At 40.7% G+C, this 22,257-nt stretch carries 15 protein-coding genes; 3 read left to right on the top strand and 12 right to left on the bottom strand.

Annotated features, from left to right (window positions below; translation table 11 throughout):
• Window positions 1-552: 552 nt before the first annotated feature.
• Window positions 553-846 carry a hypothetical protein gene (locus H6G77_RS14000; protein WP_190871868.1) on the bottom strand — a complete coding sequence of 98 codons (294 nt, stop codon included), beginning with the start codon at window positions 844-846 and terminating at the stop codon, window positions 553-555.
• Between the two features lie 721 nt (window positions 847-1,567).
• On the opposite strand from H6G77_RS14000, the gene H6G77_RS14005 reads away from it, so the two are divergent.
• On the top strand, window positions 1,568-2,512 hold the full coding sequence (locus H6G77_RS14005; protein ID WP_190589880.1) for an N-acetylmuramoyl-L-alanine amidase: 945 nt from the start codon (window positions 1,568-1,570) through the stop codon (window positions 2,510-2,512).
• 172 nt (window positions 2,513-2,684) lie between these two features.
• Here the strand turns inward: H6G77_RS14005 and H6G77_RS14010 are convergent, their stop codons facing one another.
• The 3 genes from H6G77_RS14010 to H6G77_RS14020 all read right to left on the bottom strand — a co-directional run bounded on the left by H6G77_RS14010 (window position 2,685) and on the right by H6G77_RS14020 (window position 4,708).
• The gene (locus tag H6G77_RS14010) at window positions 2,685-3,269 is read right to left on the bottom strand and encodes a hypothetical protein (RefSeq protein ID WP_190589879.1); all 585 of its coding nucleotides are present in this window, start codon (window positions 3,267-3,269) and stop codon (window positions 2,685-2,687) included.
• Window positions 3,270-3,622: 353 nt separating this feature from the next.
• Window positions 3,623-4,210, bottom strand: coding sequence for a cytochrome b (locus H6G77_RS14015; protein WP_190871869.1), 588 nt, complete (start codon window positions 4,208-4,210; stop codon window positions 3,623-3,625).
• Window positions 4,211-4,369: 159 nt separating this feature from the next.
• Complete coding sequence (locus H6G77_RS14020) at window positions 4,370-4,708, bottom strand: carbon dioxide-concentrating mechanism protein CcmK (RefSeq protein WP_190589877.1); 339 nt, start codon at window positions 4,706-4,708, stop codon at window positions 4,370-4,372.
• A 229-nt stretch (window positions 4,709-4,937) separates the two neighbouring features.
• Between H6G77_RS14020 and H6G77_RS14025 the strand changes: the two genes are divergently transcribed.
• Window positions 4,938-5,837, top strand: a complete 900-nt coding sequence (locus H6G77_RS14025; protein ID WP_190589876.1) for an ABC transporter ATP-binding protein — start codon at window positions 4,938-4,940, stop codon at window positions 5,835-5,837.
• On the opposite strand, the gene H6G77_RS14030 is transcribed toward H6G77_RS14025, so the two are convergent.
• From H6G77_RS14030 to H6G77_RS14065, 8 genes are all read right to left on the bottom strand, one after another.
• Window positions 5,825-7,396, bottom strand: a complete 1,572-nt coding sequence (locus tag H6G77_RS14030) for a sodium:proton antiporter (protein WP_190871870.1) — start codon at window positions 7,394-7,396, stop codon at window positions 5,825-5,827. The two genes, H6G77_RS14025 and H6G77_RS14030, sit on opposite strands and share 13 nt — an antisense overlap.
• 32 nt (window positions 7,397-7,428) lie before the next feature.
• On the bottom strand, window positions 7,429-8,421 hold the full coding sequence (locus H6G77_RS14035) for a mechanosensitive ion channel family protein (protein ID WP_190871871.1): 993 nt from the start codon (window positions 8,419-8,421) through the stop codon (window positions 7,429-7,431).
• A gap of 255 nt (window positions 8,422-8,676) precedes the next feature.
• Window positions 8,677-9,741, bottom strand: a complete 1,065-nt coding sequence (locus H6G77_RS14040; protein WP_190871872.1) for a TIGR00341 family protein — start codon at window positions 9,739-9,741, stop codon at window positions 8,677-8,679.
• Window positions 9,742-9,967: 226 nt separating this feature from the next.
• On the bottom strand, window positions 9,968-13,276 hold the full coding sequence (locus tag H6G77_RS14045) for a DUF4912 domain-containing protein (RefSeq protein ID WP_190871873.1): 3,309 nt from the start codon (window positions 13,274-13,276) through the stop codon (window positions 9,968-9,970).
• A 774-nt stretch (window positions 13,277-14,050) separates the two neighbouring features.
• Window positions 14,051-14,275, bottom strand: a complete 225-nt coding sequence (locus H6G77_RS14050) for a type II toxin-antitoxin system HicB family antitoxin (protein WP_190871874.1) — start codon at window positions 14,273-14,275, stop codon at window positions 14,051-14,053.
• On the bottom strand, window positions 14,272-14,448 hold the full coding sequence (locus H6G77_RS14055; RefSeq protein ID WP_190871962.1) for a type II toxin-antitoxin system HicA family toxin: 177 nt from the start codon (window positions 14,446-14,448) through the stop codon (window positions 14,272-14,274). The genes H6G77_RS14050 and H6G77_RS14055 overlap by 4 nt, the downstream gene beginning before the upstream one ends.
• 203 nt (window positions 14,449-14,651) lie before the next feature.
• The gene (locus H6G77_RS14060; protein ID WP_190871963.1) at window positions 14,652-18,164 is read right to left on the bottom strand and encodes an NACHT domain-containing NTPase; all 3,513 of its coding nucleotides are present in this window, start codon (window positions 18,162-18,164) and stop codon (window positions 14,652-14,654) included.
• Window positions 18,165-18,567: 403 nt separating this feature from the next.
• Window positions 18,568-19,533, bottom strand: coding sequence for a GDP-mannose 4,6-dehydratase (locus H6G77_RS14065; protein WP_190871875.1), 966 nt, complete (start codon window positions 19,531-19,533; stop codon window positions 18,568-18,570).
• 1,259 nt (window positions 19,534-20,792) lie between these two features.
• Between H6G77_RS14065 and nifB the strand changes: the two genes are divergently transcribed.
• Window positions 20,793-22,241 carry a nitrogenase cofactor biosynthesis protein NifB gene (nifB, locus tag H6G77_RS14070; protein WP_190871876.1) on the top strand — a complete coding sequence of 483 codons (1,449 nt, stop codon included), beginning with the start codon at window positions 20,793-20,795 and terminating at the stop codon, window positions 22,239-22,241.
• Window positions 22,242-22,257: the final 16 nt, after the last annotated feature.

Here is a 22,257-nt window from a genome sequence, read left to right on the forward strand (position 1 = left end):
GGGGTGTAAGGAAGCAAAAACTCTTACACCCTCACACCCCTACACCCAGTGTCTGACACTCAAAAGCCCAGCCATAATGGCCGGGCTTTTGAGAAAGGCAGTGGGGCTATATTCCCCAAATTTACATATAGAGTTTCTGTATAAATCGCTGTACTGATAGGTAATACCACTACACCAAGATGAATTCCGGAAACCGAGGAAAAATTTTTTGGGAATTTGTCTAACTATTTTGAACTTACGCACACAGTTTCTCTGTAGAAACTGGGTGAAAGGGTGTAAGGGTATAGGGTGTAAGGATTTTGGATAAATCCTTATTTTTTAATTACGACTTGCGAATTGCGAATTGGTATAAGTCCTATATTTTGGACAATATTCATGCACAACTAACAACCCCAGCCTTTAGGATTTAAATGGAGAGTCTGGTTTTAGCAACGGATGAACAATACATTGGGTAGCTGGGAAGAATGGGTAACTGTCTTGGGTTATGTGGCGTTTACGGTGTTTATCATTGGTTGTGTGTTTGCCACCCAGAAAAAATAACTCCGAGAAAAGTCAAGGTTTTTTGAAAAACTTACAGATGAACTGTCCAGGGTCTTGATTTTCCAATGGTACAACAGTCCCATCTGACTCAATTTTGACTTTTTGACGGCAGTTGTATACTTCCAGGGGTCTTTTTTTGCCATCTACACTCAGAACTGCCCGATACTCCCAATAATTTTTGGCGCTGCGGTTAATGCTGAGAATGCAAATCTGATGACCATTGTAATTACGGCAGACAGCAGCATACGCGGGGAAAATGTAGAAATTTGAGAGTATCACTAGCAATATCAGAGCAAAATATTTCATCTTGGGCAATTTCTCTTAAATCTACTCTCAATACGGTTCGGATAAGAAACTTACTTGTGTAGGCAAGCAAGGGTGCAGGGGTGAAAGGGGGAACGAAGGTACGCTCTCCCCTGCACCTGAAGCTCCTCCGCCCCCCTGCTCACCTCAACAGATACATTTGTTAACCAAACCGTATTGAATCTACTCTCACCGATTGAGATGCTGTAAGTCATGTCTATAACAAGCGTTAGCACAACAACTGTTAGTAGGCATTTTAGCGGCGATCGCACCTTCGTCAGCACACAATCATTAATTATTTGCTAATTTTTGCCGTTCATGTGGCATAACCTAAGATAATCCCCATGATTTGAGTTATGACGTGAACTTAAACATCTGCAAAACCAGCCTGGATCACATGCTATTCTTAACTTGTTTTGCTACAACCAGATGCGGAGGTTTAATTCACAAACATTCTCAAATCAAATGGATAAGCCTGACTACACTATATTATTGATGTGAAATGGAGGGGTATATTTTTATCTCGTTAAAAAATAAATAAATAATTATAATTCTGTTTATGTTAATAAATAAAGTAAATAACAATTAGTGTTTGTTAAAATAAAAATGGCATAAGTAGAATTTTATTATAAATAGTATATTTAGAAAAATATAGATTGCTTGCAAGTAAACTTTTCAGCTTTCAAGCATTAAGTTAGTATCAAATAAAAACAAGGAACAGCGCATGAAATTTGGAATTGATATCGGCCATAACTCTCCACCAGATACAGGTGCTAGAGGCATCAGAATAGAAGATAATTTAACACTGGAAGTAGGCAATAAAGTTATAGAAAAACTCAAAGCATTAGGTCATGAAGTGATACCATGCAGACCAGACCGTCCGACATCTTCGGTGAAAGACTCACTTTCACAAAGAGTCAATAAAGCTAATGCTAATCGAGTTGAACTTTTTGTATCCATACATTTTAATGCCTTTAACGGTCAAGCCAACGGTACAGAAGTTTTTGCAGGTAGTGAAACAAGTAGAAGAATAGCAAAATCTGTATTAGATGAAATTATCAAACTAGGTTTTTTTAATCGTGGTGTTAAAAGTGGTTCTCACTTATTTGTCATCCGCAATACAAATATGCCGGCGATTTTAGTTGAATGTTGCTTTATTGATTCGCAAAAAGATATTAATCTGTTTAATTCAGAAACAATGGCTAACGCTATTGTCAAAGGTTTAACAGGTCAAGTTCCAACTACTCCAGTTCCGCCAGTACCAGATGAAGAACAGAATGTTGATACAACAACCCTAAGATTGCAAAAAGCCTTAAACCGATTAAAAATTACCGATAAAAATGGTAAGCCCTTGGTAGAAGATAATGTACTGGGCGAAATCACGAGTTCTGCTGTAGAAAACTTTCAAAAAATTGTCGGAATAGCCGCATCAGGTGTTGCTAACACATCTACATGGAATGCAATTAATTTGATTTTGGCTAAACGCATTATCCGCCCCAACCATGCTGGTGGAACAGTTGTGAGATACTTACAATATCGTGTAGGTGTAGAAGCTGATGGGATTTACGGGCCACAAACAGAAGCAGCAATTAAAAAATATCAGCAGCAAAATGGTTTAACTGCTGATGGAATTGTTGGGCCAAATACTTGGCAAAAATTAATTGGCTAATTATTAGCAATTAAGTCAGGCAAAATAAAATCGGGCTTACGTATAAAGATTTTCTGTGAAGACTGGGTGAAAGGGTATGGGGTGTGAGGGTTTTAGATACACACACCCTCTCCCCAATCATTGATTTTTAGTTTTTATGCGTCAGTCCTATAAAATATTTTGCCTGGAGAAATTAGCCACGATTTTTCTCTAATAGCAGCATCATAATTAAACTTAACAAAATCTGTTGTTCTTCGCGATCGCTAATTTGATCAACAGCTTTAATAATAAATTTCCGCGACAAGAAAGTCGGAATTTTCTCCAACCGCATCACCACCGTACCATCCGCCCGACTCACCAAATAGACAGGGTTGAACACAAAACCAGTAAACATACCCACAACGGGAATTTCGGCAAATAAAGCATCCGCAACCTTCACCCAAGGATTTTTTTCTTGGATAGTTAAATAAGTATTTTCGCCATCAAAAATGTCATACCGCGCCCGCCAAATAGATTTTAAACCGCGACGTTTGACCGCACCGATATTTGTACCGTTAGTGTCGCTAAATTCATAACGAGCCGAGAAATCAATAATGCGATCGGCTTTGATGTAGTATTGAGGGTTAGTTTGTTCAGCATCAGCAAAAATTGTTATCGCTTCTTTGAGCTTAAAAAGTTTCTGTTTAACGTAGAAAACTAAATTACCCTGAGCGTTAACAATAGAAATTTGTGGTGCTAATGCCCAAAATTTAAATGTAAGTTCCAAAGGATACTGCATAATTCAGTAGAAGCAACAAGGTTGATGGCTCTATTAATCCCAAAATCAGTAAATAACCAATGTTTTTGTAACTAATATATACAAACTGATATATTCCTTGACTGAAATTGATATTTTATTTTTTTTGGAGGTTGTTTGAAAAGTAACTGGTTGTGATTATTAGCACATTTAAGCTTACATATAGCATCTGCCGCCGTAGAAGCGGCAGATGCACCTGCGATTGTACTAGTTGCGTAAGTCCAGTATTGTTATAGTGTTTCTTATTCTAGTGAAGTACAAGCAAGAATAATTAACCGCAGATGAACGCAGATAAATTTGTACCTCAGCAGACTAGGAAAGGCTATAGCTCATTTCTAATTAGGAATTTTATTCAGTTTTCTCGTCATCAAAAAGCCTTTAAACCTCCGCCAGTTTGCTTTGACAACTTTCCATTGTTGTAGTATGTGCAGAAGAATCAAAGCTAAAAATGTATAGGCTATCCAAAAATGAACGCTTCGACCTAAGTCTACTAAACTAGAGTTTTGTGGGAAAAAATCTGGTAAAGTCAACAAAAAAAAATTGACATTGTTACTTTTATAAGAGTTGGAAAAAAAGAACCCACTAACTGGAACTGCAAACATCAAGAGATAAAGCAGAGTATGGAGTATAAATTTACGTGTCCATTCAGGCGTAAATCTTGGCAAATTTTTAGTGTATTTTCGCCACCATACCTGCAACAACACTAAAATCCGCCAAGTTAGCAAAGCTACTACCAAAGCTCCGATTGATTTATGAAAATCATATAGTTCTGATCTGAATAAAGTTCCACGGGATAAACGCGCCATACCTGAACCAGTTATAAATAAAACTAAATAACAGGCAGACATGATCCAATGTACAGACATGAGTTGCTTAAACGCAGAATTAATCCTACCTTTCTTAACTGCTGATGTTAAATTCATATCAATACATCTGAATTTTGTTATGGTTTTAATTCACGGTGCTATCGGGCGTTTTTTGGTTTTGTCGCTAAGTAAGTAATTATCTTACTTAAATAATCTTAATATATTTTATTTTTTTGCGGTTGTGTGAAAAGTAGTTGGTTGTGATTGTTAGCACGTTTACGCTGACAAGGGTGGAGGAAACCGAATATCTGCATTGAAATTTTCTATATTTGCTGAAAGATGAATAGGTAAAACGTATTCGAGATTGTCGTGAGGACGAGGAATAATATGAAAAGAAAGCACCTCACCACCATTGACGCGAGATATTGCGGCTAGTCCTGAGACGACTGCAACGTTAACTTCCCCAACTTCTCCCCGAATCAGTACGGTTATTCTGCCTAAATCAGTATTTTCGTAACCAACAAAAGTAATACAAGCAGCTTTACACATAGCATCTGCCGCTTCTACGGCGGCGGGAACTCCATAAACTTCAATCATCCCTAGCGCAAGTGTCATACTGATTTTCTCTGACCGAATCTGTTCTGCTGTTGTTCCAAATTGTAAATCAATGAGAACATATAGCGTTTTTAAGTTTGTGCAGTACACCTTTCAAGGGGAGAGAGGCTAGAGGCTAGAAAAATTTACCTCATCCAGATGAAATATGCTGTAATGTTTGATGCTATGAGACATTGAGCAAATATATTAACCATTAACTAGGTTTACTACATAATCCAAAATTTAAAATATGCTAACTATTAGAAACCTAAATAAATCTTATTCTCAAAGAAAAGTTATTCAAAGTTTAAACCTGCACATAGCAGCAGGAGAAATTTATGGCTTACTTGGTGCGAATGGCGCTGGTAAGACAACCACGATTAATATTATTTGTAATTTACTCAAGGCTGATAGTGGTGATATTACAATTAATCATCAGCCAATTTCAGAGGCGACAAAAAAAATTATTGGTGTTGCACCACAAGAAAATTTACTGTATAAAACTTTGACTTGTGAGGAAAATTTAAAGTTTTTTGCTGATATTTATGGATTAGATAAAAGAACTTGCCAGGAACAAATACAAACAACGCTGACGGCGGTAAGGTTATGGGATAGGGCAAAAAATCCTGTAGAAACTCTCAGTGGTGGGATGCAACGACGATTGAATATTGCTGTTGCTTTGGTTCATCAACCAAAGTTTTTAATTTTGGATGAGCCAACTACCGGATTAGATATTGAATCAAGATACGAGATTTGGGAGTTAATTCGACAGTTGAGTAATCAGGGAATTACCATTTTATTGACGACGCATTTATTAGATGAAGCCGAGCGCCTTTGTCATAAAATTGGGATTCTCAAAGATGGGCAAATTTTGGCTGAGGGCAGTTTAACCGAGTTACGTAAATTAATTCCAGCCGCCGAAGTTTTAGTATTACAAACTGCTGAAAAGGAACAAGCGATCGCCCGCGCCCAGGAATATAATTTTACACCTAAATATTACGGTAATGAGTTGGCTTTTTGGCTACCAGAAACACTGGAATTAAAAGAAATTCTTGACCGATTCGCCGGGATAAATATTGAAGCGATCGCGCGTCAGCCTGTACGTTTAGAACATATTTATTTGGAAGTTACCCAAAATCACTGTTCTTGATGATCACTGTTATGATTTGTTTGCAAAAAAGGTGACAGTTCTTTATTCAACTTCCCTGCACGCACAAACTCAGCGTAGGTTTCTGCTTCAATAGCTAACAGTTCTCCTCGCAGTTCTTCAGCAGTAAACTCTTGTAAATTTGGATATTCATCCAACAATTTATCAATTTTTTCTTGTAAGAAATTAATCTCTCCTTTGAGTAGCGTTTTTTGATAATGATAAAACTCTAGGCTAATACCAGGACGCTTTTGTGCTGTCTCTAAATATTCTAGCGATCGCTGGAGGGCCACTTGACGCGCAATTGCTTCCATATATTGTTGGCGTAATGGTTGCGAACCTAAAAGTTGTAATTTTTCTAATAATGCTTGGGTAGTTAAACCCTGTACTAATAAAGTAAATAAAACTACGCCAAATACTGTGGCAATAATTTCTTCTCTTTGCGGCAGTATAGCTGGTACACTCAAAGCCAAGGCAATAGAAACCGAACCACGAAGTCCACCCCAAGTCAACACAGCTTGTTCAGCTAAAGGAATTTCTGATTTAGCTACCCAATTACTAATACTACTCAAAACATAAATAGATACAGCTCTAGCTAAAGTCATTGCAGCAATTGTGACTGCAATAGTTTTGAGGTTATCTCCTAAAACGAGAAAGTGAACCTGATCACCAATTAACAAAAAGACAATTGAATTCACAAAAAAAGCCAAAAATTCCCAAAATTCTGTGACAATAATGCGTGTACGTGGATTCATCCCAATGCGCGAACCAAAGTTACCTAAAATCAAAGCTGTAGTGACTACACCAATTACCCCAGAACCACCCAAATGTTCTGTAATTAAGTAAGTGCTGTAGGCAGAAACTAAAGTGAGCGACTGTTCTACTAATGGTAAATCAAAACGTTGTGTGAGGTAAGAAATACCAAATCCCGTTAATCCGCCAACGCCAATCCCAATACCTACAACCTGAAAAAATTCTAATACAGCAGATTGTAAATCTAGTTTAGTATCACCCAGTGGCAGAGCTACCAATAAACCAAAAGCTACAACCGCCATCCCATCATTAAATAAACTTTCCCCTTCCATCAGGGTTTTTAGGCGTTTACCTGCTCCCAGTTCTCGAAACAAAGCCGTTACTGAAACTGGATCTGTTGCTGATAGACTAGCTCCCACCAATAGCGCAATACTCAACTCAATTCCTGCAAATTGATTCAAACCAAATGCGACTCCAGCAATCGAAATTATTACCCCAATCACTGCATACAAACAAATAGGTAATAAATCTCGTTTTAAGTCTGACCATTTTAAATTCCAAGCAGCTTCAAACAGCAATGGTGGCAAGAAAATTACCAAAATCAATGCTGGAGAAAGGCTGACTAATCGCACATTTACAAATGCTAATCCTAACCCGACTATGACGAGTAGCAATGTATAAGGAATGCGGCGTAACCAACTAAAAATTTGTGGTAGTGTTGCTACACCTAAAGAGACAGAAAGTACTAAAAGAAATTGCTTGAGTTGTTCTGCAATTAAAACTTCGCCTGTAGCCGAATCTAATGTCATAAGGATATTCCAATTTAAGAGAACATTTACCACTAAACTTTGCCGTTATTATGATCATTTCTCTGGGGCTGCATTTGAGTAAGCATTTGAAGTGAATCGCTGATGCGGCGCGGTTTTGGTACTTCGCCTCTGCCAGCCGGCCAGCCTTCTCGCTGACGAGAGCGGTTCCCATCGGTTTCTTCTGTTTGGTCGTGAAACAAAATTTGTTGTGTGGGAAAGGGTAAATCAATGCCGTTTGCGACTAAAGTTTTCTTAATTGCTGACAGTACCTTGTCCCGTGAGGCGAGGTCATCTGCACGTCGCGGCGGTTTTACCCACCAACGAACGCGGATATTGACAGTACTTTCAGCAAGTTCCATGACAAGGACATCGGGTGCAGGGTCTTGCAGTACTTCTGCCACACTATGTAGGGCTTGAAGCATTAACTCCTTGGCTTGGTCAATATCATCACCGTAGCCAATACCGACATCATACTGGAGCCGCCGACTTTCAAAGGCAGTGTTCACCGTGACTGAGTTAGTGAATAATTCTGAATTGGGAATTACAATGCGGCGACCATCATAAGTTTTAAGTGTTGTGGCTCGTGTTTCAATATTTTCTACAGTTCCTTCAAAATCTTTAAAAACTATTTGGTCATCAATGCGGAATGGCTCTGTCAATAAAATCAGAATACCTGCCAAAAAATTTTGCAGAATATCTCGAAACGCAAAGCCAATTGCCACACCACTAATCCCTAGCAGTTGCACTAAATCTCCGGCGCGGAATGTCGGAATGACAATTGACAAAGCAATAAATAGCCCTAGTAGCAGTGTTGTACCCTGGGCTAACCGTCCTAGTACTAGTCCTAAATTTCGAGCTTGGTGGCGATCGCGGGTTAAGCGTTTAACTAGTCTCTTAATGGCTCTAGCCACAAAAAAGAAGATTGTAAATACAATCAATGCCAGCACGAGATTCGGCAGCAAAACAATAAATCCGTTAATCATTCCCTGGATTTTGTTCCAGAGGGCAGATATATCTGCATTCATGACACTTGCTTAATGATCAGCAATGCTAATAATAAGAAAAACTTTGGTTAATTAACTCCTTCTGTAGTTGGTTTTGTAGTCTATAAATAGGATGAAAAATAAGTTTTATCGAAATAGCATTCAGGAATCAGGAGCCAGAATTCAGAAGGAATTCTGTACGACACTTCAGCAAGCTCAGTACATCGCCGGCGGATGAATCAGTGGGTTTAGTACTACCATTAAATCTTGGATTTAGGGGTAGATTTAGATCCGCCACTAATTGATTCTGACTCCTGAATTCTGACTTCTGGATTCTTCTTTAAATTTTGGCATTTTATTATACAAATTAGGCGTTTCTCCCCTAACTTCTGTGACTTGACTGACTTCAAAAACCAACCTGAATACTTGACCCATTTCTTTTTTAATAAATTCTTCTAAAAGATGCACTTGTTTAGATGTTACAGGTTCTTTAGCACGCACACTCAAGCGAACTTCAGGCGGATTAGCAAGCCAATTAGTATCAGTTGTTAGCAGTTCCAAACGCTGAAAAGTTACGGTACGATTTAATAAAGCTTTTTTCAAAGAAGTTTCGAGTTGTGCTTGTCTAAATAATTCGCTAAAGCTCACGGTTAAAGGTATTAGTAAAATCCCTGTTAAAGCTAATGCCCATAACAGTACTTTTCGGGCGTGATGAAAAGGCGAATAGCCAGTGACGAAGAATGTCAGCATACAGGCAAGACTAATGCCTAAAAGATTGGTGAGGTAAAGTAAAGTTGCGCCTAAACTTAACGCCCAGTCAGATTTTGCTAGACCTAAACCGATAACACAAATTGGAGGCATCAGAGCCACAGCTATTGCTGTACCTGCCACACTCGCCGAGATTTTTGAATTTACCTTAGCGTAACCACTAATACCACCTGCTGCCACAGCAATTCCTAAATCTAGTAAGGTAGGTTTAGAGCGAGATAGGACTTCACTGCCAAAATTAGGTAAATTAACTAGCAAACCTATACTGTAGGAAATTAAAAGAGCTAATAATGTGCCACATAAAACGGCTATTGTACCTTGACGAAATAAGTTGACATTGCCCACTAATGCGCCAAAAGCTAAACCGCGAATTGGCAACATTAAAGGGGCAATAATCATTGCTCCAATAATTACAGCCGTGCTGTTAGAGAGTAAACCAAATGTAGCGATCGCACAAGAACCAATAATTAAAATCAAATATGTGGTGTTGGGGGTAGATTCTGCAAAAAATTCTTCTACAAGCTGTTGTAGTTGTCCTGGTTCAACTTTTCTTTTCTTGAAATCTCGAAAGCGGTTGTGCAGATGATTAATCAAAGCAATTTCCTAAAGTAAAATCATTCTCCATAGGAAATTTTAAACAATAGTTTTCACCACAGTATCTACCTCAAGATGAAAGTTCCGTATTAAGTATTAAATATTTCAAAATTCTCCCATCACAATCAATAAATCATGGATGATCAATCCCGTCTATTCTGAGAGTATATTTCTCGGAATCAGGAACAGACATAATTGACTGTTCCTGATTTTCTGGAATCAACAACTACGCTTCTGGCAGTTCTTGGGAGAACTTTTTGTGAATTGTCTTGGATTTTTCGCCATCAGCCGCCACTGCCGTCATGATGTAGTCAATCAAGTTCTCGGAGAAGGGAACACGCAAGTGAAATGTGCCATCGGGTTTGAGGGCGATAGGATTTCCGGCAATATTCACAGTGGCATTAGGTTCAGTTGCACCGTGAATAATTAACTCGGCATCGGCGACAAACCAGAAATCGCGTTGGGGACGGCTGAAGATGCGAACCGCAGACGAACGGGCAATTGTCACCCAACCTTCGGTTTCTGTAGCATAGCCAAGTTCGATGAGATAATCGCGATCGCTGGTGGGAATTGCCACATAGCGGTCATGGGTGATTTCTTCGCATTCATACTGCTGAATTAATTGCGGTGGCTGATAACTCATATCCAAATCAGTTGCATCATAAAGCCGCAGTGCTAATTGTAAAATGCCAGCATCTTGCAGTATTTGTTTGCGGGTTTCGGAAAGTTCCCAAGCTGCATAAGCCCATTTAGGAGTGCGTGGAGTCAGGGTAATACTACTGTTGTCGATGGGTGAGGGAGATGACTGTTCTTTAACTGCGGGATGTGCATCTTCGGTAAACAGAGGGCTGAAGACGCGGACAATTGAAGAACGTGTAATACTCACCCAGCGATCGCCAACAATAGAATAGCCAATTTCTGCAATGTAATCATGATCAGCTATGGGAATACCCACAGAGGTTTCGGATGTGGCAAAGTCAAATTCCGATTGCTGTACCAATTGTGGCTGCTGATAGCTCATATCAATATTGGTGACATCATACAGCCGCACCGCTAATTGGAAAATACCGCCATTTTGCAACATTTGTTTGCTGGTGTCGGAAATGTGCCAAGAAACATCAGCTAACTGGTGTGTGCGCGGTATCAAACTCACGCTGCTGGTTTCATCAACTAACACCACATTGGCGGCTTGATTTGTGACATGAGGACTACCAAAAATCCGGGCAATATCAGAATGAGCTAATGTCACCCAGCGATCATCTACGTTGCCATAGCCAATGGCTGCTATATAATCACGCTCAGTTTCAGGAATCGCTACCGAGCCGCCAGAGGTGTGGATATCACATTCATATTGCTGCACCAAGTGGGGCTGCTGATAACTCATATCAATATTGGTGACATCATACAACCGCAAAACAAATTGGGATTGACCCGCATTTTGCAGCATTTGTTGGGCAGTGGGGGAAATTTCCCAACTCACCTCGGCTAAATCATGGGTTTTGGGGATGAGAACCACTTTACTATAAGGATCAGCGATCGCTAAAATTTCCGTTGTGGTAATGGCTGGTGTTTGTGGTGTTGCGGCTGGTGGATTTATCCCCGACCAACTGCCTATCCCTGCACCTGGTAAGCTTTCTGAATTAGTCACAATTAACTCCTCTGTTTCTTCTGGCTCAGGTTCTGCGGCATCGGCGACGAAATTCAATTTCTCGATTTCTGGGTCTAGTTGCGAGTCTGTTGTGGGCAGATTTTCTGTGAGGTCAAAATCCCAATCATTGTCATCCGTCAAGTTGTCAGAAAATTCTGGCAAGTCGATAGTTGCATTGATTTCTGTTTCCGTCGGACTAATTTCTAATGGTTCTGGAGTTGATTCGACCGTTGCTTCTGGCTCGTCAGATATGCTGGATGATTCAGAATTGACAGTGGTTGACCTATCTAAAATCGGCGGATAGGCAGTATTCACAACTGCGGCTGGTGCTTCCATATCCCAAGGTGAGATGCTGAGATCATCATGATTATCTGGGCTGTGATGATTGTTGGAGTCTTTGTTGACAATCAGAGAACCGAGCGCCGCCCCTGTACCCACAGCTAAAGCCGCATCTGTGGCGGAAGCTGCGATCGTACCTTCCAAAACTTTCGCACCATTGTGATACCCATTCCCGTTAGCCCAATTAGTGGGGGGAACTTCTGGAGGTTCGCTAATTACTGTTGGTTCAGTGGCTGCGGCAATATCTGGTGTAGGTGGTTGCGGGGTTGGGGGTGGTGTGTCTTCTGCTTCTGGGGGACTTGAGGGACTGGTTCTAATCATCCACAACAACAAACCTGCAATTACCGCTATGGGTAGGACTAACCACCACAGTGGTATTTGTCCTTGAGTGATGGGATTATTTGCGGCGGGTGCAGGGGTTTGCTGTTCATCTGTTGCGGCTGGAGCATTAGCAGGCTGTGGTTGTTCACCGATAGCGGCTGGGGCAGTAGAAGCTAATGGTTGCGGTTCCCCTGTGGCTGCTGCTGTGGGGGCTGTCGTGGCGATCGCGGCTGGTGTGGTAAACGGCACAGTACTAGTTTGCGGTGTGGCGGCTGGTGTAGATTGGGCATTGACAGCCAACAGCAGGCTAGGAGATTCACCCTGAGCGATCGCTTCTGCTTCTTCCATTCTCGCTGTTTCTATTGCTTGTTTTCCTGGTTTTGCTAAAGCAAAGCCGAGAAAACCTGCGACAGCCGGGTTAGGATTCTTTTTATAAACGTAAACTAAAGGTTGAGAAAAAGGATATTTCGGATCATTAGGTAAAGCTTGATGTAATTGCAGTACCCGCACCCCAGGTAACTGACTGATTTGATTCACTCTGGCATAACTAATACCATCTTTACCCAGTTGTTTGACAATTTCGGCGGTGTTATCTTCCGTTAATTTAGTAGCCGTATCTCCTGTAGCGAATTTTGCGGCTTTAAAAACTGGGTAATTATTAAGTGCTTGACGTGTATCACTACTATCGGGACGGTCAATTACCCGAATTTTACCTGCTCGCCCGCCCAACTGTGACCAATCAGTAATGCTTTTACCCCGGAAAATCCTGGCAAATTGTCTATCAGTCAAACTGCCTTTAAAGGGATTTTCTTCACCGACAATAATGGCAATTTTTTCGCGGTGTAACCGCACTTGCTCTAAACCTTGGGCTTTTTCTTCAGGAGTTAAACCACGCCCAATGGACGCAATATCGGCTTGTCCTTCCAATACAGCTTTAATCGCCGCTTCTGTACCGTTGTTGGCTACTTCTACCTTTGTACCAGCAAACTGTTTCTCAAAACTGGCCTTCATGTTTTGATTTACCAGCGCCAAAGTACTAGAGCCATCAACACGCACCGTAGATCCATTCTCCACTGTTTTTGGCAGTGAAAATGAGGGAGTGTCAGTGGCCGATTGCGCCAACACTGGTGCCGACACAAGCCAAGTCGCTGCCATCGGAGATGTAGCTAAAGCTAACGATAATACCAGGTTGACGATCGCACTATCTTGTTTTTGTTGTTGCCCCATAAGCTCCTAATCCCAGGTACAGAAAACAGCAAGCGGCCAGTCCTCAATGTGATTTTTTGATCCAAGAGGAGACGCGCTAATTATACATCTGGTGTCAAGGTTCTTTGAAAAATGTGTGATTTACGTATCCGAATCTATACTGTGTTTTACTTTATCTTGACTTTTCCCATTCTTCATGCTTTGTTTAGCTTTTTTAAACTATTCCGCCGCAGACAGATAATAGGTTACAGCGTTACAAATTTGTGACTTTAATTTAATTTACCGATGTCCAAACTAATTTGGCTACTGCTATATATTTCGATGTAGCTAACACATTTATACTTAACCAGCCCAGTTTATTGTCATAAAAATATACACAACTGGGATTGATGTATAAAATTGAGGGGGTAAGGGTGGTTTCACAAAAGTAGGTTTTTAACAGAGTGATGAGTGGCAAATCTAAAAATCACGATTCAATCAAAGTTCCATCCCGTTTACACCTATGATGTACACACATCCGGGTTGAGTAAATCTATTCCGAGTCTCACAGTGCAAGTCCTCTTCAGAGAACTCAAGTAAAAGTTCATTTCAGTCCACTTGAGTGGACTTTAGCTATGAGCCTGGAACTTTAGTTCAAGGCGGGATGTGTTTTCATCGAGCAAATTTTCGACTTGTGCATACACTGTAGCCTTAAAAAGAGGGGAATTTTCTTCAAGTCCCTCTTTTTAAGGGGGATTTAGGGGGATCGAGATATGTGCTACTTCACATTGAATTGGTATGACCTGTTTAATTTTATTATGCTACCTTTAAAGACTTGCCCAAAGTTTGCGGCTCTGGCAAAGTTTCACCATCTTCCAAAGCTGATTCAATTAGCATTTCTAAAACTTCCTGAGCATTTTTTAAAGCTTCCTCATAAGTATCTCCGTGTGTACAAGGCTGCATGACATTAGTAAATTCAGGCAACGAAACTACATAACATAGGTCTTCATCTGACCATTGAATAATAATTGTGTATTTCATTCTTCTGTCTCCTCCGCTTTTTCCATTTTCTCTAATTCTGCAAGTGCTTCATTAACTTGTTTTTCTAAATAAGCTTTGGCATCGCTACCATCTTTACCAGCGATGATGATAGCTTGAAGCAATAGCGGATGTATCCATTTACTGTGACTACCCTTTGCAGGTTTATAAGTAATATCATGTCCGGTTAAATGCTTGTCATTACGAACGGAGCGATAGCGAAGTGAAGTAATCGCAGGGTCTTGGCGATTGCTTCGCTCCACTTCGCTGCACTCGCAATGACATATCGTAAGTAATGTGGCAGACATAATATAAACCCAGCTTTTAGCAATAAGCTTTTGAGTTCTCTAATTTTCTTGGGCATAACCTCAGTTTATGTTCACCCTTGCCACCGTTTCAACTGTTTCTCAGCGTACTCCCGCACCTTCTCATCTGAGTCATTTTCGGCTCTGTCGCGCAATAGTGGTAAAATCTGGGGATACTGGGGAAATTGTTTGATAATTATCTCTAGTGCAGTTTGGCGCGGGTTGCTTTCAAAACTATCTTCTCGCTGAAAGGGGTCATTGACAGCGCAATTGTAGTAGATGTCAAACAGCTCAGGTCGATTTTTGAAATATTTGCTCAATTCTTGCACTGCTGCTCGTCGCACATCCCAATTATCATCATTATTGGCGCGGTGTTTGAGGATGGTGAGAGTGTCAGGGTCATCTTTGTAACCACGGGCTAATTCTTGCACTGCTGCTCGTCGCACATCCCAATTATCATCATTGGTGGCGCGGTCTTTGAGCCAGGAGAGAGTGTCAGGGTCATCTTTGTAACCACGGGCTAATTCTTGCACTGCTGCATATCGCACATCCCCATTATCATCATTATTGGCGCGGTGTTTGAGGATGGTGAGAGTGTCAGGGTCATCTTTGTAACCACGGGCTAATTCTTGCACTGCTGCTTGTCGCACATCGTTATCATCATCATTATTGGCGCGGTGTTTGAGGATGGTGAGAGTGTCAGGGTCATCTTTGTAACCACGGGCTAATTCTTGCACTGCTGCTCGTCGCACAGCCCAATTATCATCATTGTTGGCGCGGTCTTTGAGCCAGGAGAGAGTGTCAGGGTCATCTTTGTAACCACGGGCTAATTCTTGCACTGCTGCATATCGCACAGGCGAATCATCATCATTATTGGCGCGGTCTTTGAGCCAGGAGAGAGTGTCAGGGTCATCTTTGTAACCACGGGCTAATTCTTGCACTGCTGCTTGTCGCACATCGTTATCATCATCATTGTTGGCGCGGTCTTTGAGGATGGTGAGAGTGTCAGGGTCATCTTTGTAACCACGGGCTAATTCTTGCACTGCTGCTTGTCGCACAGCCCAATTATCATCATTGTTGGCGCGGTCTTTGAGCCAGGAGAGAGTGTCGGGGTCATCTTTGTAACCACGGGCTAATTCTTGCACTGCTGCTTGTCGCACAGCCCAATTATCATCATTGTTGGCACGGTCTTTGAGCCAGGAGAGAGTGTCGGGGTCATCTTTGTAACCACGGGCTAATTCTTGCACTGCTGCTTGTCGCACAGCCCAATTATCATCATTGTTGGCACGGTCTTTGAGCCAGGAGAGAGTTTGAGGAGATTTTATCCAAGTAGTTGCGATCGCCACAACTGCTTGAGTGCGAATTCCTCGAACTAGCGTAGCTTCATCTTCATAAGGTTGGTAATAGTACCAAAGGTCATATTTAGTTAAACTTTCCAGTTTTTTGAATAACTTATTAGCTGTTGATTCAATTGTGGAACGGTTTCTTACTTCTGCTAGGCATTTAGCTGCTAAAAAGAGATTGAGAAACTTTTCTGTTTCACCATCTTGTACCATTAAATATTTAATTACTTCTCCCACAAATTTTGCCTCAATCATCCCAGCAATTAACAGCAAAACCTCATGCCAAGTTTCATCATGCCAGTGTTTACCAAAAACTTCTTGCTTGAGTTGTTCAATAGTCAGCGTTTGCGTTTCTTTAAACTGCCAAACAAACTCCCAAGCACAGAAATATTCTAAAAAAGTTCGATGTACAAAGGCATAATAATCAGCCCCCAAGAAACATAACATAAAGTTACGAGTCCGCAGTTGATTAATCATTACCCTTGCGGCTTGTCTGGGTTGATTAATTTCTAAATTTCTTAAATATGTAGCCAAAATATTTTCTAATTGACTGGCGCTAATCAAATTACCTGCCAAACCTTTATCACTGGTTTGCATACTATAGGCAACTTGACGTAACATTGCCTGTTTATCTTTATAATCAATGGTTTTATTGTCTAGTCGATGATCTTCTACTAAAGCACGTTCCACATCCCACTGATGCAGTAATACCCGCGATGCTTGCTCATAAAGTGTTGCTCTATCTCTAGGTAATTCCTGATTCCGATTCAGAATTGCCATCATCGTTAACAGCAGAGGATTTCCCGCTAGTTCAGTAATAGCTTTAGAAGCTTCAATTCCTCTGTGTAATCTTTCCCGTTTTCTCAGTTTATCTGCTTCATCACTAAAAGTTAACTCATGCCAACGGTGAATAAATTCTTGAATTTGTTCTGAGTCTAAATCTTGCAGCATAAAGTGACGAAACTCTGCATCGCGTAATCTTTGCGGTTTATAACCAATTACGCGAGAAGTGACAATTACCTGCACATTAGGATAGTCATTAGTAAATCGATGAATATCAGTAATCACATCTTCCCGCTTACCAGGGTCAAATACTTCATCTAAACCATCAAACATCACCACAGCGTTACCAGCTTTTAGCTGTTCATGCAGTTGATGTTGATTTAGATGAGTCATTACACCGCTACATTTATGAAAAAATTCAAGAAAGTTATGACATTCTTGATCTTCACGCCGCCGCATATAAGTGCGTAACTCAATCAGTAACGGAATGGGTAATAAAATAACATTATCTAGTGGTGAATTTGCCCAATTCAAAGCTAAATACTGCAATAATGTAGACTTACCCGAACCAGGATCACCCAAAACCACAATATATTTATAAGTCTGTTTTTCATTCACAACATCTAATACAGAACGTATTGGTTGCTCTAAATAAACCCGTTTGTGATTTTCTAATTCTTCGGCTGCAATTTCCGCCTCAAGTTGGTCACTTTCCCGCAGTCGTTTTAAATGTTCTTTTGGCAGTTCATGTACTTGCGGTAAAACTTGATGCACCTCCCGCACATTTTGAGCAATAAACATGCGCCATAACTTCAGTTCGTTATAGGCGTAACCTGTTGTATCTAAACTATCTAACTTCAAATTACCGTAGCATTCTCGGATGGCTTCTTGATATTTATTTAAATCAAAATCGGCAACAACACCAGCAATCTCTTTAGTATGAGTTTCAATACTCGATAATTTTTGTAATTCTAAAATAGAATGTAACTCTTTCGATTTTTCAAGCAATTCTTGGACTTGTATAAAATACTGTTCAGTTAATAATTCCCAGTTAAATTTAGCTGGTAAAGCTTTGAGTTGTAGCCTTTGCCAACTATCTTCTAAAATTCGAGAGTTTAAATCTTCGCAGCTAATATCAAAAGCTTTACCAAGAATTTCTTTGACAGATTTATCACTAATAAATTTCTTAATATCTCCGGTATATTCTTTAATTTCACCTTCCGGCAGTTTACACCGCACCTTTAACTGCTGCTGCATCAATTGTAAAAACTCTTTCAACGCCTTACCCGCAGCAATATCAATATCTTCCTTCTTCAGTTTCTCAAAAACCTTCCCAGGAATGCCTTTTAATATATCCTTAGCCCAATCTTTTGCCGCATCTTTGGCTAAGTCTTCTAAAATTGGTTTAACAATCAAACCCGCACCTTGAGCAACTCCCCAGATAACTAACCAATCAAGCATAATACCCGCATCCGCAGAGATTTTAATTACGAGTATATACACCAGCCTCAGCCGCCATTTCCGAGTTTAGGATGATTTAACCCCGTCCCGTTATATGGACAAGGGAAGGGGGACAAGGTAGACAAGGTAGACAAGGGAAGGGAGACAAGGGGGACAAGGGAGAGATGATGGATATTGGTGAGCAGCAAGATGACTAGTACAGGTCGGCGTAAATAAACAGACTATAAGAAATTGCTACAAGGCTTGTAGTATCGTTATTCTTTCTTTTTCCTTTTGCCTTTTTCCTTTTGCCTTGTTGTACTAGGGATTTTTCAAGGGCGATCGCATCAGCACCAGTATAATGAATCGTTGTAGAGACATTGCATACAACATCTCTACAAAATTGAGACATTGCAACTTGAAATTACAAATAATCTTTTTGCTTATCTTCTATCATCATTCGCACTACATCTTTCATTGTGTATTGTGCTTGCCATCCTAACTTTTCTTTAGCCCTGGCTGGGTTGCCTCTGCCAATTACAATATCTGTAGGTCTTAATAAACTACCATCAGTAGTCACATATTCCTGCCAATCTAACCCTAAACAAGCAAAAGCCTCTGCAACAAAATCTTCTAGTTTTGATGTTTCGCCAGTTGCAATTACATAATCATCTGGCTCATCTTGTTGCAACATTAAATACATCGCCTCAACATACTCAGGAGCCCAACCCCAGTCACGTTGAACAGATATATTACCTAAATAAAGGTGATTCTGCTCGCCTTTAGCAATACGACAAGCCGCAGAAATAATTTTCTGCGTGACAAATCTTTCTGGTCTTAACGGTGACTCATGGTTGTATAAAATACCAGAACAAGCAAACAAACCATAAGCTTCTCTGTAATTAGCCACTTCCCAAAAAGCCGTAGCCTTAGCCACACCATAAGGACTGCGCGGCCGAAATGGTGTATCTTCATCGGCTGGCTGTTCACCCGTATTTCCAAAGCATTCACTAGAACCAGCATTATAAAGTTTAATCGGCGCACCAATAAAACGAATCGCTTCTAATAAATTCAAAGTCCCAGTAGCAATACTCTCTAACGTTTCCACTGGTTGTTCAAAAGACAAACCCACAGAACTTTGTCCCGCTAAGTTATAAACTTCATCAGGCTGAATTTTTGTCAAAACCTGCAAAACACTACGAAAATCAGTCAACGCCACCGAAGCCAATTTAATTTGATCACGGATACCCAAACGCACTAAATTACTAAACGAGGACATCTGCGCGTCTCGTGAAGTTCCACAGACAATGTATCCCTGATTTAAGAGTAACTCTGCTAAATAAGCCCCATCTTGACCTGAAACACCACAAATAAGTGCTTTCTTCTGCATAAATTTATATCAGAAATATTACGTAGATAAATGTATTACCTTAAACAAAGGTAAAAATAAAACAACCATATTATCATGATTTTTTGGAAAGCGTAGAAAACTAGCCTCTATTGCGATTAGGACTTACGCATCAAAACGAAAAATCAAGGGTTTTGGCGAGGGTGTAGGGGTTCAGGGGTATAAGGGTGTACTGATTCAAAATCCTTACCCCCCAAACCCTTTCACCCTTACACCCAATCTCCACAGATAATCTTTGTGCGTAAGTTCTGGTGATGTGTGGGAATTTGTAGCGATCGCCCCCAGTTTGTGCCGTAATTAACTTTTTATGCTATCTGTTAAATATGCTTCTATTTGCATATCAAAATATTTTACTTTTTATATAAAAAAATTAATTTTTGCAACTGATATTCATTAATTTTGACTCGGACAAGAACCGCAAAACCCAACAATATCATACTTTTCAGTGCGATTTAATTTCATTAAACTGATAAAACTTAAGAAAATATGAATTACATTTTTCTCTAAAAAAAAATGATATGTTGTATACAGAATTGAATTTCGCACGTATCTGGAGTAGTACCAACAAATCTACTCCAGTTTTTCCCCCTAAATCCTTTACCCGTCGCGGTTTTGAGCAGGATTTAAGGGACAGTTGAGTACAACTTTTTGTATCCCGAAATCAGCAGCAAATTGCCTCAAAACTTTGCTGAGATTGGGTTATAGCTGAGTACAAAGAAATCCTAAACCCCACTCTAAAAATACAAGAACCCTGACCTAAAAATACTAGAACCCCTACCCAAAAATAAAATATATAAATTTTTTGATAGCTCAATATCAAGGTTTCCAGATTTGAGTACAAATCTAATAAATCCAATAAATTCTATCCAAAAATAACCACCAGCCCTGCTCAACAACGGCTGCTATAAATCATATATCGCCAATCACTTAAAGCTCAAAGCAAAACAGAGAGCCAAAAGTGAGTGGAGGGATGAGATAGCACCATGCCTCGGTGAATTGAAGTCACGGCTTTCCACACCAACTCTACCCAAAACCGAAAAGTTGACACACACCAGCCGGAACACAAGGATTCATAGCCTGCCATCATCAGCAAAGTTGCCCACCAAGTCGCTTTGCTACAACCAAAGGATGCACTCCTGCGGGCAGTGTGAGAGTCGTGACTTCCATTCTACTAAGGCAAATCAAATAGCAACTGCATCTCCCACAGTGGCAGCTTAGTCCACCGACATTTGCGAAATTCAATGACACCACAGGTTACAGGCTCCTCCGTTACTGAATCGACACCAACCCAAGCAAAATCTGGTGGTTGCGGATGCGACAGCAAAAGCAGCGCCACCGTGGAAATGGACGAAAAGCTCCAAGAGCGTATTGCTAAACATCCCTGCTACAGCGAAGAAGCTCACCACCATTACGCCAGAATGCACGTTGCAGTTGCACCTGCTTGCAACATTCAATGCAACTATTGCAACCGCAAATATGACTGCGCCAACGAAAGCCGTCCTGGTGTAGTCAGCGAATTACTCACACCCGAAGAAGCAGCCCACAAAGCATTAGTAATTGCTGGCAAAATTCCTCAAATGACAGTTTTAGGAATTGCTGGCCCTGGCGACCCCCTCGCCAACCCCGAAAAAACCTTCCGCACCTTTGAGTTGGTTGCAGACAAAGCACCAGATATCAAACTGTGCTTATCAACCAACGGTTTGATGTTAACTGAATACATCGATCGCATTAAACAACTAAATATAGATCACGTTACTATCACCCTAAATACCATCGACCCAGAAATCGGCGCACAGATTTACTCTTGGGTTCACTATAAGCGCAAGCGTTACAGAGGCATTGAAGGAGCTAGAATCCTGCTCGAAAAGCAGTTAGAAGGCTTACAAGCTCTCAGAGAAGCCGACATTCTGTGCAAAGTCAATTCCGTGATGATTCCCGGAATCAACGACCAACACTTAGTAGAAGTCAACAAAGCCATTCGTGAACATGGTGCATTCCTGCACAACATCATGCCTTTGATTTCTGCACCAGAACACGGCACACACTTCGGCTTAACAGGTCAACGCGGCCCCACACAAACAGAACTCAAAACCGTTCAAGACCAATGCGCCGGCAACATGAAAATGATGCGCCACTGCCGTCAATGTCGTGCAGATGCCATTGGTTTGTTAGGTGAAGACCGCAGCCAAGAATTCACCAAAGAAAATTTCTTGGAAATGACACCAGAGTACGACTTCAGCAAGCGCCAAGAAGTTCACGAAGGTATTGAGAAATTTAGAGAAGAAATTAAAGCAGCCAAAGAAAAGGCAAAAGCTGGCACACAGCAAACAGCCAACAATCCTAAAATCTTAGTTGCAGTCGCCACCAAAGGCGGCGGCTTAGTGAACCAACACTTCGGCCATGTCAAAGAATTCCAAGTTTACGAAGTTGACGGCCACGAAGTCCGCTTTATCAGTCACCGCAAAATTGATCAATATTGTCAAGGTGGATACGGTGAAGCCGCCACCGCAGAGAATATCATGAAGACAATTGCAGATTGTAAAGCAGTATTGGTTTCTAAAATTGGCAACTGTCCCAAAGAAAAATTGCACGCAGCTGGCATACAGACCGTTGAAGCTTACGACGTAATCGAGAAAGTTGCTTTAGAGTTTTACGAACAGTACGTCAAAGAATTAGGGAATCGGGAATAGGGAATAGGGAGTAGGG

Origin of the sequence: Aulosira sp. FACHB-615 (assembly GCF_014698045.1) — a bacterium.
Taxonomy (GTDB): domain Bacteria; phylum Cyanobacteriota; class Cyanobacteriia; order Cyanobacteriales; family Nostocaceae; genus Nostoc_B.